Origin of the sequence: Pseudomonas marginalis (genome assembly GCF_008692035.1) — a bacterium.
GTDB lineage: Bacteria > Pseudomonadota > Gammaproteobacteria > Pseudomonadales > Pseudomonadaceae > Aquipseudomonas > Aquipseudomonas marginalis.
Genome location: NZ_VTFG01000002.1, coordinates 286,751 through 298,384, shown reverse-complemented (window position 1 = coordinate 298,384; position 11,634 = coordinate 286,751). Strand labels below are relative to the sequence as shown.

General features: G+C 60.0%; 10 protein-coding genes and 4 tRNA genes. 8 read left to right on the top strand and 6 right to left on the bottom strand.

Going from position 1 to position 11,634, the window contains the following annotated elements:
• Nucleotides 1–31: 31 nt before the first annotated feature.
• Both FX984_RS21295 and FX984_RS21290 read right to left on the bottom strand, forming a co-directional pair.
• The gene (locus FX984_RS21295; RefSeq protein ID WP_027607089.1) at nt 32–844 is read right to left on the bottom strand and encodes an alpha/beta fold hydrolase; all 813 of its coding nucleotides are present in this window, start codon (nt 842–844) and stop codon (nt 32–34) included.
• Between the two features lie 126 nt (nt 845–970).
• Complete coding sequence (locus FX984_RS21290) at nt 971–1,741, bottom strand: hypothetical protein (protein WP_146478050.1); 771 nt, start codon at nt 1,739–1,741, stop codon at nt 971–973.
• Between the two features lie 359 nt (nt 1,742–2,100).
• On the opposite strand from FX984_RS21290, the gene FX984_RS21285 reads away from it, so the two are divergent.
• The 5 genes from FX984_RS21285 to FX984_RS21265 all read left to right on the top strand — a co-directional run bounded on the left by FX984_RS21285 (nt 2,101) and on the right by FX984_RS21265 (nt 3,397).
• Nucleotides 2,101–2,176 (top strand) — tRNA-Glu (locus FX984_RS21285).
• Between the two features lie 3 nt (nt 2,177–2,179).
• Nucleotides 2,180–2,255 (top strand) — tRNA-Gly (locus tag FX984_RS21280).
• 105 nt (nt 2,256–2,360) lie between these two features.
• Nucleotides 2,361–2,436, top strand: a tRNA-Glu gene (locus tag FX984_RS21275).
• 3 nt (nt 2,437–2,439) lie between these two features.
• A tRNA-Gly gene (locus FX984_RS21270) sits at nt 2,440–2,515 on the top strand.
• Between the two features lie 144 nt (nt 2,516–2,659).
• Nucleotides 2,660–3,397 carry a hypothetical protein gene (locus FX984_RS21265; protein WP_027607091.1) on the top strand — a complete coding sequence of 246 codons (738 nt, stop codon included), beginning with the start codon at nt 2,660–2,662 and terminating at the stop codon, nt 3,395–3,397.
• 64 nt (nt 3,398–3,461) lie between these two features.
• Here FX984_RS21265 and FX984_RS21260 read toward each other — a convergent pair whose 3' ends face one another.
• Both FX984_RS21260 and FX984_RS21255 read right to left on the bottom strand, forming a co-directional pair.
• Complete coding sequence (locus FX984_RS21260) at nt 3,462–5,201, bottom strand: dipeptidase (RefSeq protein WP_146478048.1); 1,740 nt, start codon at nt 5,199–5,201, stop codon at nt 3,462–3,464.
• Nucleotides 5,202–5,348: 147 nt separating this feature from the next.
• Entirely contained in the window at nt 5,349–5,975 is a 627-nt protein-coding gene (locus tag FX984_RS21255) for a serine-tRNA(Ala) deacylase AlaX (RefSeq protein WP_027607093.1), read from the bottom strand.
• Between the two features lie 89 nt (nt 5,976–6,064).
• On the opposite strand from FX984_RS21255, the gene FX984_RS21250 reads away from it, so the two are divergent.
• Nucleotides 6,065–6,997, top strand: a complete 933-nt coding sequence (locus tag FX984_RS21250; protein ID WP_146478047.1) for a LysR family transcriptional regulator — start codon at nt 6,065–6,067, stop codon at nt 6,995–6,997.
• Between the two features lie 67 nt (nt 6,998–7,064).
• Here the strand turns inward: FX984_RS21250 and FX984_RS21245 are convergent, their stop codons facing one another.
• Both FX984_RS21245 and FX984_RS21240 read right to left on the bottom strand, forming a co-directional pair.
• Entirely contained in the window at nt 7,065–7,472 is a 408-nt protein-coding gene (locus tag FX984_RS21245; protein ID WP_146478045.1) for a PA2817 family protein, read from the bottom strand.
• Between the two features lie 75 nt (nt 7,473–7,547).
• Nucleotides 7,548–9,995: an acyl-CoA dehydrogenase gene (locus FX984_RS21240; protein WP_146478044.1), complete on the bottom strand. Its 2,448-nt coding sequence runs from the start codon at nt 9,993–9,995 to the stop codon at nt 7,548–7,550.
• Nucleotides 9,996–10,186: 191 nt separating this feature from the next.
• On the opposite strand from FX984_RS21240, the gene FX984_RS21235 reads away from it, so the two are divergent.
• Both FX984_RS21235 and FX984_RS21230 read left to right on the top strand, forming a co-directional pair.
• The gene (locus FX984_RS21235) at nt 10,187–10,846 is read left to right on the top strand and encodes a transglutaminase-like domain-containing protein (RefSeq protein ID WP_146478042.1); all 660 of its coding nucleotides are present in this window, start codon (nt 10,187–10,189) and stop codon (nt 10,844–10,846) included.
• Nucleotides 10,847–10,902: 56 nt separating this feature from the next.
• Complete coding sequence (locus tag FX984_RS21230; RefSeq protein WP_027607097.1) at nt 10,903–11,520, top strand: glutathione S-transferase family protein; 618 nt, start codon at nt 10,903–10,905, stop codon at nt 11,518–11,520.
• Nucleotides 11,521–11,634 lie beyond the last annotated feature (114 nt).

The following is an 11,634-nucleotide window of genomic DNA, read 5'->3' as shown; positions in this document are numbered from 1 at the left end:
GCCCCGAGGCGGCGATCAAAAGGGAGGGCGATCAGGCGTGGTTGGCGAGGAAGGTCAGCAGCGCTTCGTTGACGAAATCCGGGTTCTCCCGGCTGGAGATATGCCCGGCGTCTGGAATCAGGATCAGGGCACAGCCAATCAGCTCGGCCATTTCCTCGGATTCGGCGGGTGGCCGAGGCTTGTCCTGTTCGCCACACATCACCAAGGTGGTATCGGCGTCCAGCTGCGGTAGTTGTTCCAACACATCTTCGCGGCTGAAGATCAATCGACCCAGGGGGACGATGCTGTGCAGCAGGCGTTCCCGGGGAAAGTCCTGCAGTGACTTGCGAAAATCCTGGTAGAGCGCCGATTCGCGGTCGATGTCGGGGCGAAAGAAGATCGGCGCGATCACATCCAGCAACGGCTCAGGAATGGCGCCGGCGTCTTCAATCATCTTGAACAACGAGAAGTAATACTGGCGCGTGGCCTCTGGCTCGGCACCGAGGTAGGTGTCCATCAGCACCAGGCTGTTGATCCGCTCGGGGGCCTGCAACGCCAGGCGTGCGCCCCACATGCCGCCCACCGACAGGCCTGCCAGGTTGATCTGTGCGATCTCCAAATGGTCAAGCAGGGCCAGGGCCTGGCGCGCAAGGTCGTCGAGGGTGTGGGTGGGGGTGGGGAGTTGGCCCGATTCGCCGTGGCCCCACAGTTCGGGCACGATGACCCGGTACTGTTGCGACAGGGCTTCGATCTGCGGGGCCCACATGTCGCGGTCCCACAGGTAGCTTGAACCGAGCAGGACGACAGGGCCGGTGCCCTGGTCGACGTAATGCAGCGGTTGTCCATCAATGACGGCGATAGGCATAGCGGGCCTCTGACTTCACGGAGTGAGGGGCACTTTTTTACGCTAGTCGGGGGCGGGGCGATAGATGCAAATTGATGGCATGTTGGGGCGAGCGGGCAGCCCGCTCACCCCAGGGGAGTGGGCAGATCAGTCGTAGATGACTTTCTTTTTCCACTCGGCATCGGCGTCGACTTCTTTCATGCCTTCGGTCAATTCGTTGACTTCCTCCGCCGCCTGTTTGCTGTTAGCCAGGACGGTCGAGTTGGCGCGGGCCAGTTGACCTTCCAGCAATTGCAGCTGTGCACTGTAGAGCACCGGTTCAGGCTGCTTGCGCAGGTACTGCACGCCACGTTCGAAGGCCAGGCGCGCCTGGCCAGGCTGGCCCTGCTGCAAGGCGTGCTGGCCGAGGTTGTTGAAGAACTCGATGTGCAACAGCACCAGGATATGGCGGATTTCCTTGATCCAGTGCTTGGCTTCGTTGGTCGGCAGGAACCCGTCCTGGGCGGCGCGGGTGACCTGGCCATGCAGGGCTTCCAGCAGGAAGCGCACGTCCTTGGCCTTGGCTTCGGTCTGGATCGGCGCCGGCGGGTTGTTCACCGGGATGGACTCGCCCTGGGCCACCAGCTTGTTCAGCTCGGTGATACGGGCCTTGAGCGGTGCACTGGTCTTGTTGAGGTTCAACAGGCGCTGATTGACGTTGAGCTCCAGGCGGGCCAGTAAGAGCTTGAGCGCCGGGGTCATCAGTTGGCCAGGGAAGGTCTCGGTGATCTCACCGCAACGGCGCAGGCGATCATTAAGCTCGATCTCGGTGCGCTTCTTTTCCAGCTTGTTGTTTTCCACCACGTGGTTCATGTAGCCAATGGCGATCAGTATTACGATCCCGGCTATTACCAGCAGGGTGATCATGAGTGGTGTCACCGGTGTGACCTCTTTGATAGGGTTTACAGTGGAGTGTAGTGACTGGGCTTGTCGACGGATAGGACTGATCGACCAGTTACCCAGGTAGTTCTTCTATATAAGTAGCCGCTCCCTGCGTAGATGCACATTGCCATCACTTGCTGGAACGAACTATAGCGCCTTGTCGGACGCCAGAATATAGGCGTCAAGGCCTGGACGGGCAGAATGCCCTGCGCGGGCCGGTAAACGCGGGCGAAGTCATTGATTTAAATAAATTTATCCTTGGGGGTTGACGACCTTTCAATCCATCCATAGAATGCGCGCCACTTACAGCGTAAAGCACACAGCGAAACGCGGTAGGGAGTGAATGTTGTACGTGTGTCCCCTTCGTCTAGTGGCCTAGGACACCTCCCTTTCACGGCGGTAACAGGGGTTCGAGTCCCCTAGGGGACGCCATATGCGGGAATAGCTCAGTTGGTAGAGCACGACCTTGCCAAGGTCGGGGTCGCGAGTTCGAGTCTCGTTTCCCGCTCCAATTTACAAGCAGTGTGGCTTTCGGGCGGCACTGAGTGAAACCAGGACCAAGTCTTCGGACGAGGCCTCTGGGCACTGAAATACACACCATGTGTTTCAGTAGCGTGTCCCCTTCGTCTAGTGGCCTAGGACACCGCCCTTTCACGGCGGTAACAGGGGTTCGAGTCCCCTAGGGGACGCCATTTGCGGGAATAGCTCAGTTGGTAGAGCACGACCTTGCCAAGGTCGGGGTCGCGAGTTCGAGTCTCGTTTCCCGCTCCATATTCAACAAAAACGCCGATCAGTGATGATCGGCGTTTTTGTTTGTGCGTTATTTGTTCATCTGCCTGAACCTGTCATCTTCCTGGCTCAGATCCTGGCGTGTTCGAGATATAGTCTGGCGTTTGAGTTCAAGGAGCACGCGTGATGGCAGAAACTTCTCAATCGTCCGGTGAAACCAAGGTCGCCCCATTGGGTATCAGCGCCTTGGAAAAAGCATGGGATTTCCATTGGGCAATGCGCTTTGTCAGCGTTGTGCTGTTTCTTGATATCGCTTTGCTAATCCATACCCGGACGCCCTTGGTGGAATGGACGACCAGCAGCGACGCATTGCTTGCTGACTTGGGATTCCTGGCGGTCACCGCTGCCTCTTTTGCGCTGGTGGTGTCTTTCGTTCTGCCGCTGTTGACGGAAATCGTTCGTGGGATCGGCACAAGGTTGCGAATGGCCTTTCCAAAGCTCTTGGGTGATGCCTATACACCTCCTTCAAGGGGGAGCGGTTATGTGTGGGCCAACGACCTTCTGGACCTGGCACTGAAGGAAAACAGTGATTTCCTGCTTAGCTGGTATCAGCGGCATGTGCAGTTGCGAGAACAGCACCGGTTGATGATGAACAAAGTAGCGCACTTGGTGTTTGGTTGTTTGGTGCTGTCCGTCGTGGATTGGGCGGTGCCATATTTTGGATTCGGCACTGGTTCGCTGATTTTCTCGGCCATGCATGTACTGGGTGATACGGGGCTGTTTCTGGCCAGCATGGTCGTGGTAGCGGGCGGGGTAATGTTGGCGTCGGCATGGTTTGCCATCGAGTCTTCCCTGTATATCTACTACCCACCCCTGGACATGTTGCAGCGGGAGCAGGAGCGCAAGCGATACCTGGGCGCATGAAGAACCTGAATAAAAATGCCGATCATCACTGATCGGCGTTTTTTTGCGCACACTTCAATCGCTGTCAGAGCTTCGGCAACTGTCCGACACGCCCCATCATTTCGGTGACGATCTGCAGATCCAGCAAGAACTGGTCGACCGTCTTGAACTCATTGTCGGTGTGCCCGGTGTACTTCACTTCCGGCCGCGCCAGGCCGAATTGCACGCCATTGGGCAGTTCATGCACGGACGTCGCGCCGGCTGAGGTGCCGAATTTGTGCTCCATGCCCAGGTTTTCGCTGGCCACGGCCAACAAGGCCTTCACCCACTCACCTTCCGGGTTGCGGTACATCGGTTCGGCGACCGAGTAAGTGAAGTCCACATTGACTTTGGTTTGCTTGTCCCAGGCGCTCAACTTGTCCGAAATCTCGGCTTTCAGTTTATCCGGCGATTTGCCCTTTGGTACACGCAGGTTCACCGCCAGCTTGAAGGCTTTGTCATCCAGGCCGACAAAGGTCAGCGAGGTGGTCAGCGGCCCCATGAAATCATCGGAGAAACCCACGCCCAATTTGCCGCCCAGATAATCCAGGCCCCAGTTGTCCGAGGCATAACGGGCCGCGTCGGTGATGTGGTTGTGCTTGAGGGCGATCTTGCTGTCGATGCTGTGGATCAGCTCCAGCATGCGCGACACCGGGTTGATGCCGGATTCGGGCTCGGAGGAGTGCGCGGAAACCCCGGTCACTGTCAGCTTGACCTCTTTGCCAACCACCTTGGCTGTCACTTCGAAATCACCGCCGTTGCGTTTGGCATACTCCGTACCGGCTTTTTGCAGGCTGGCGGCCAGTTCGGCCGGCGTGTCGCTGATCAACGTGGCAACCGAGGCCGAGGGAATCTGGTTGGTGGCCATGCCGCCGGTCATCGCGATGATTTCCGCGCCTTTGCCTTCCCCTTTGCGGCGCGGGAAGGTGGCCATGACAGTGCCATAACCTTTTTCGGCAATCACCACCGGGTAGCCGCCATCCAGCGCCAGGTTGTACTGCGGCGTCGGGTTGCGTTCAAAGTAATAGGGGATCGCGTCGCCGGAGGTTTCTTCGGTGGTGTCCACCAGCAGCTTGAAATTGCGCGCCAGCGGCAACTTCTCTTCCTTGATCACCTTCATGGCGTACATCGCCACCACGATGCCGTTTTTGTCATCCTCGGTGCCACGCCCATACATGCGGTCGCCGATCAGCGTGACCTTGAACGGGTCGAGCCTGGTGCCGTCTTTCAAGACCCAGTTCTCCGGCGTCACCGGCACCACGTCGGCGTGGGCGTGGATACCCACCACTTCGTCGCCGCTGCCTGCCAGGGAAATCTCGTACACGCGGTTGTCGATGTTACGGAAGTTCAGGTTGAAGGTCTTGGCCAGGGCCTGGATCTTGTCGGCAATCCGGATGAATTCCGGATTTTTGTACTGCGGCACGCCGTCCACGTTGAAGGTCGGGATTTCCACCAGTTCGCGCAGGGTATCTAAGGCGGCCTTGCCGTATTTCACTCGGGTGTAAATACCCAGCAGGCGGTGGATCTCGTTCTGCTGGTCGGCACTCAGGGTTTTGTTATCGAGGAAGGCACCGATCGCCGGGCCTACGTCGTCGGCCTTGCCCAGGTCGCCTTTGGCCAGGGTGCCGAGGAAACCACGGAAATCCGTGACCGACGTTTCGCTGAAGCTCTTCAGGATCGCCGTGCTTTGCTCTGGGGTGATGTTGGCAAAGGCAGGCGTGGTCATCACCGAAAGGCCGGTCGCGAACAGGGTGGCAGCCGCCAATTGCTTGAGTCGAAAGTGCATGGTCAGGGGCATTCCTTTGCAAAGGGAAATAGGGGATTCCTGATCAACGTGTCAGAAATATTTCGACACACTACCACTGCCAAGGTGTGCCCGGGAGGCCACTGGGAGGCTTATCTAAAAACTCGATATCACCCTCGACTCCGTGCTTTAGTCCAGGCTGTAACGCACCGACAACGCGCCCTTTTTCTCCGAAAGCGCCAGGATCGTTACCTGACCCAACTCGCCCAGCGTTTGCACATGGGTACCGCCGCAAGCGTAGGTGGGCAGATCACCGAAGCCCACTTCGCGGGTGCCGTCGTCCAGGGCCATATGGCGCGGATAGTCGGCGGCGATCCATTGGTTGATCTGCTGTTGAATGATCTCGGCGTCCATGGCTTGCGCGGTTTCGCCACGGATAAAAGTGATCTTGCCTTCACCTGGCCAGTGGTGCGCCTTGATCGGCATCCAACCCAGGGTTTCGCCGGCGTTGCCGATCAAATGCCCGGCGGAGTGCAGGCGGGTGTGCAGGGTTCGGCGCGGTTCGTCGACTCGCGCGGTGATGGGGCCCGGTTCCACCGGTTGGTTGACATAGTGCACCACGCGATCGGTTTCCTGGGTGACTCGCAGCACCTGGCTGTCGCCCAGCCAGCCGGTATCGAACGGCTGGCCACCGCCTTGGGGATGAAAAATCGTCGATTGCAAAACGACCGCAAACTGGCCCTCGCAGGGGGTGCAACTGAGTACTTCAAGCTCGGCGGTCAGGTGGTCATGGGTGAAAAACAGGCGCTCGGTCATTTTCTACATCCGCATCAGGGTTCTGCGGGGAGTATAAATAGTGCGTAGATAGGTGATAATCCACTCAATTATCAATGGACCTGTGCGTCATGAGCATCAATCTTCCTTTGCCGCTGCTGGGCGAAATGGCGATTTTCGTCAAGGTAGTGGAGACCGGCAGCTTCTCCGAAGCGGCGCGGCAGTTGAGCGTTTCGCCGTCGGCAGTGAGCCGTAGCATCTCGCGCCTGGAGAAGGCCCTGGCAACCCGCTTGTTGCAACGCACCACGCGCAAATTGCGCCTGAGTGAAGCCGGTGAGGAGGTCTTCAAACGCTGCCAGGAGATGGTCAGCTCGGCGCGCTCAGTGATGGAAATCAGCGGCCAGTTCGCCCACGAGGCCGAGGGCCTGGTGCGGGTCAGTGTGCCGAAGGCGGTCGGGCGGTTTGTGGTGCACCCGCATATGCCGGAGTTCCTGCGGCGTTATCCCAAGGTGGATGTGCAACTGATCCTTGAAGACCGGCATGTAGACCTGATCGACGACAATGTCGACCTGAGCATTCGCATCACCGACAGTCCGCCACCGGGTCTGGTTGGGCGACAGCTATTGCCCATCGAGCACTTGCTGTGCGCGACACCGCAGTACCTGGCCGAGCATGGCACGCCGAGTCATCCCCATGATTTGCTGGAGCACAGTTGTATCTACCTGGGGGAAACACCGGGTGACTCGCGCTGGAAATTCCGCCAGGGCGGCAAGGCGGTGACGGTTGGCGTGCGTGGACGTTATGCGGCGAACCACACCGGCGTTCGGCTGGATGCGGTGTTGCAGCACGTGGGAATTGGCAGCTTGCCGTATTTCACCGCGCGTCATGCGTTGGAGGAGGGGCGTTTGGTACAGGTGCTGCCCGGGTGGGACTTTATTGCGTCCTACCATGGCGAGGCGTGGTTGTTGCATTCGCCCACGCGTTACCTGCCGCCGAAGCTGCGGGTGTTTATCGATTATCTGGTGGAGTGCATGGCGAGGGAGCCGACATTGCGCCGGCGATAGGCGCGGTCGAAAATGTGGGAGGAGGGCTTGCTCCCTCCCGCATTCAGTTGTGCAGTGTCTTGAACAATCAGTGTTTGCTTTGGTCCTGCGGCATGGCCAGCAGTTGCTTTTCCTGGTTCCAGTCGAACGGTTCGTCGTTTTGTTCGGCTTCAAAGCGACGCTCTTCCAGGGCCTGGTACAGGTCCAGTTCTTCGTCGGGCATGAAGTGCAGGCAATCGCCGCCGAAGAACCACAGCAGGTCGCGCGGGATCAGGTGGGCGATCTGCGGGTAGCGCAGGATGACCTGACTCATCAGGTCCTGGCCCAGGTACTGGCTTTCGATCGGGTCGATCGGCAGCAGGGCGCGCAGTTCGTCGAAGCGCTCCAGGAACAGGGTGTGGCTTTCCTCGGGCACCTGTTCGGCTTCGCCGACGGCAACCAGGATGCTGCGCAGGTGGTCGAGCAAGACGAGATGATCGGCAACGACGTTGGACACGAGATAAGTCCTCTAAAGCAAAAACGGGCGCGAGAGTATATGCCTCTCGCGCCCGTTTTTATATGACCGCCGGACTCAGCGGACTTTACCTTCAGCGTGTACCAGCTCTTCCTTGCTGAAATCATCCACGTCGATCACCTTGCGCCGTGCCGCTTCGGCGTCACGCAAGGTTTGCGCTTCCGCCGGTTGCAGCACACCGGCATGCAGCGCGGCGTCGATGGCATGCTCGCCGGCAGTCGGTTTGACCTGGCCGCTTTTGAGCGCGGCATGCAGTTTTTTCTGCAGCGGGTGGCTGGCACCCAGCAGGTCGTAGGCGTGTTGCAGCGCGCCCACCGGATCGTCTGCCGATTGTGGGCGGTAGCAACCAGCCAGCAATTCTTCCAGGGTCGGATCGCCTTTGGCGCGCCCAATCACCGCGGCCACTTCCGCATCCAGCGCATCGGACGGACCGGTATGGCGACGCCCGAACGGGAACACAATCACCCGCAGCAGGCAGCCCAGCACTTTATTCGGGAAGTTGGTCAACAGTTCATCCAGCGCACGCTCGGACTCGCCGAGGCTTTCTTCCATGGCCCAGGCGAACAGCGGTTCCAGGTGATCCGGCGAATCCAGGTCGTGGTAACGCTTGAGTGCCGCCGATGCCAGGTACATGTGGCTCAGTACGTCACCGAGGCGTGCCGACAGGCGTTCGCGGCGTTTCAACTCGCCACCCAGCAGCATCATGCTCAGGTCTGCCAGCAGCGCGAACGCGGCAGCCTGACGGTTCAATGCGCGGAAATAACCCTGGCTCAAACGGTTGCCCGGGGCTTTCTCGAAGTGCCCCACGCCGAGGTTCAGCACCAGGGTGCTGGCGGCATTGCTCACGGCAAAGCCAATGTGTTGCATCAACAGCCCGTCGAACTCCTTCAGCGCCTGATCGTGGTCCTCACGACCGGCCAGCGCCATTTCCTTGAGCACGAACGGATGGCAGCGGATGGCACCCTGGCCGAAGATCATCAGGTTGCGCGAGAGGATGTTCGCGCCTTCCACGGTGATGAAGATCGGCGCGCCCTGCCAGCTGCGGCCCAGGTAGTTGTTCGGGCCCATGATGATGCCCTTGCCGCCGTGTACGTCCATGGCGTGGCTGATGCACTCGCGGCCGCGTTCGGTCAGGTGGTACTTGAGGATCGCCGACAGCACCGAGGGTTTTTCCCCAAGGTCCACGGCATTGGCGGTGAGCATGCGTGCGCTGTCCATCAGCCAGGCGTTGCCGCCGATGCGCGCCAGGGCTTCCTGGATACCTTCGAAGGCTGACAGCGGTACGTTGAACTGCTCGCGCACCTGGGCGTACTGGCCGGTGATCAGGCTGGTGAACTTGGCAGCACCGGTGCCCACGGCGGGCAGGGAGATCGAACGGCCGACAGACAGGCAGTTCATCAGCATCATCCAGCCTTTGCCGAGCATTTCCTGGCCGCCGATGAGGTATTCCAGGGGGATGAACACATCCTTGCCGGAGTTGGGGCCGTTCATGAACGCGGCGCCGAGGGGCAGGTGGCGACGGCCGATTTCCACGCCGGGGGTGTCGGTAGGGATCAGCGCCAGGCTGATACCCAGGTCTTCTTCTTCACCCAGCAGGTGGTCTGGATCGTGGGCCTTGAAGGCCAGGCCCAGCAGGGTCGCGACCGGGCCAAGGGTGATGTAGCGTTTTTCCCAGTTCAGGCGCAGGCCGAGGGTTTCCTTGCCTTCCCATTCGCCTTTGCAGATCACCCCCGTGTCAGGCATGGCGCCGGCATCGGAACCGGCCAGCGGGCCGGTGAGGGCGAAGCAGGGGATGTCATCGCCACGCGCCAGGCGCGGCAGGTAGTGGTTGCGTTGTTCGTCGGTGCCGTAATGCAACAGCAATTCGGCCGGGCCGAGGGAGTTGGGCACCATCACGGTGGAGGCGAGGTCGCCGCTGCGGGTGGCGAGTTTCATCGCGACCTGGGAGTGGGCATAAGCGGAGAAGCCCTTGCCGCCATATTCCTTGGGAATGATCAGGGCGAAGAAACCGTGGGTCTTGATTTGCTCCCACGCGGCCGGCGGCAGGTCCATGGCCTGGCCGATTTCCCAGTCGCTGACCATGGCGCAGAGTTCTTCGGTGGGGCCGTCGATAAAGGCCTGTTCTTCCTCGGTCAGTTGCACCTTGGGGTAGGCCAGCAATTTGTCCCAGTCGGGACGACCGCTGAACAGTTCGCCGTCCCACCACACGGTGCCGGCGTCGATGGCGTCGCGCTCGGTCTCGGACATCGGCGGCAGGACTTTCTGGAACCAGCTGAACAGCGGCTTGGTGAAGTATTGGCGGCGCAGGTCCGGCAGCAGCAAGGGCGCGGCCACCACAGCGATCAATACCCAGAAAATCAGCAGCAGCCAACCCGGTGCATGGCTCCAGGCGCCCATCGCCAACAGGTAAACGGCGACCACGCCCAGGGCGGGCAGGGGGGCGACGCGGCGATGTGCCAGGTAGGCAATGCCGACCACCAGAACCAGTATCCACAACAACAGCATATTCAATCCTCCGTGAAACCAGGGGCGAAACCACCAGGGAGCTTAGTCGGCATCCGAACAAGCGGGGTGATCAGGGTGTTACAAGTTGTACTGGGAACACTTGGCATCAGGCGCCGACATTTGGCCGAATCGTCGTTATCTCCGTGGCGGACCTGTCGTTAAACTCCAGGCTTCCTTCGGAGATCAAGCTCATGGATACGTACCTGAGTCCCAGCCGCTTCATCGATAGTGACCACCCTGCGGTGGTGGAGTTCGCCGAAAAACACCGCGGCTCCAGCGCGAATTTACGTGACCAGGCGGTCAGTCTCTATTACGCCGTGCGTGAGGCGATTCGCTACAACCCCTACACCTTCAGCCGCGACCCCGGCAGCCTCAGCGCCAGCTTTGCCCTGGCCGCCGGCGAAAGCTATTGCGTGCCCAAGGCCACCTTGCTCGCCGCCTGCGCCCGCCACTGCGGCATCCCGGCGCGCATCGGTCTTGCGGATGTGCGCAATCATCTGTCGACACCGCGCCTGATCGCGTTGCTCAAAAGCGATGTGTTCGCCATGCATGGCTACACCGAGTTTTACCTGGACGGCCGTTGGGTCAAGGCGACGCCGGCGTTCAACCGCCAACTGTGTGAGGTGTTCGACGTACCACCGCTGGACTTCGACGGGATCAACGACAGCGTGTTCCATGCATTCAACCGCCAGGGGCAGCGCTCGATGGAGTACGTGGTGGACCATGGGCAGTTTCCCGATGTGCCCGAGGATTTCTTCTTCGCTCATCTGGAGAAATGTTACCCACACCTGTTTGCCGAACAGATGCCGACCTTGCTGGGCGACATGCAGAGCGATTTGAGCCGCGAGTGAACCGGCGTATGCTGCTGCGTTCATCCAGCCATGTTCATCAACAAAAAGGCGCGGTCATGCTGAAGATCTGGGGTCGTAAAAATTCATCAAACGTCAGGAAAGCACTGTGGTGCGCCGAGGAACTCGGCCTGGACTATGAGGCAATTGATGCGGGCGGGGCTTTTGGCGTGGTGGACACGCCGCAATACCGGGCATTGAACCCGAATGGCCGGGTGCCGATGATCGAGGATGGCGACTTTGTGCTGTGGGAGTCCAACACCATCGTGCGCTACCTCTGCGCCAAACACGCGTCGGGGTTATACCCGAGCGACCTGCAGGCGCGTGCCAGCGCCGAGAAATGGATGGACTGGACCACCTCGACCCTCGCCGAGCCGTTCAAGGCCGTGTTCTGGGGCGTTGTGCGCACCCCGGCGGAGAAGCAGGACTGGGGCAGCATCAACGCCGGGCGTCAGGCCTGTATCGATGCACTGAGTACCGTTGACGATGCATTGGCCGAGCAGCCTTACCTGTCGGGCGAGACCTTCGGCATGGGTGATATTCCCCTCGGCTGCTTTATCTACGCCTGGTTCGAGATGCCCATCGAGCGCCCTGCGATGCCCCATCTGGAGGCCTGGTACCAGCGCCTGCAACAGCGCCCGGCCTACCGCAAGGCGGTCATGACCGCGTTGACTTAATACTGACTATTAATACAGGTGACTGTACTTGTGCGGCGCGGGCAAGCACCATGCCTGTCATGCGCCGCCGTTGAACTACGTGCGCTGCGCCCTCATCTACTCTTTCTATTCCCT

Coding starts and splice junctions, on each gene's coding strand:
- FX984_RS21250 (WP_146478047.1), top strand. CDS start 6,065: ATGAGCATCAATCTTCCTTTGCCGCTGCTGGGCGAAATGGCGATTTTC.
- FX984_RS21235 (WP_146478042.1), top strand. CDS start 10,187: ATGGATACGTACCTGAGTCCCAGCCGCTTCATCGATAGTGACCACCCT.
- FX984_RS21295 (WP_027607089.1), bottom strand. CDS start 844: ATGCCTATCGCCGTCATTGATGGACAACCGCTGCATTACGTCGACCAG.
- FX984_RS21240 (WP_146478044.1), bottom strand. CDS start 9,995: ATGCTGTTGTTGTGGATACTGGTTCTGGTGGTCGGCATTGCCTACCTG.
- FX984_RS21230 (WP_027607097.1), top strand. CDS start 10,903: ATGCTGAAGATCTGGGGTCGTAAAAATTCATCAAACGTCAGGAAAGCA.
- FX984_RS21265 (WP_027607091.1), top strand. CDS start 2,660: ATGGCAGAAACTTCTCAATCGTCCGGTGAAACCAAGGTCGCCCCATTG.
- FX984_RS21255 (WP_027607093.1), bottom strand. CDS start 5,975: ATGACCGAGCGCCTGTTTTTCACCCATGACCACCTGACCGCCGAGCTT.
- FX984_RS21260 (WP_146478048.1), bottom strand. CDS start 5,201: ATGCACTTTCGACTCAAGCAATTGGCGGCTGCCACCCTGTTCGCGACC.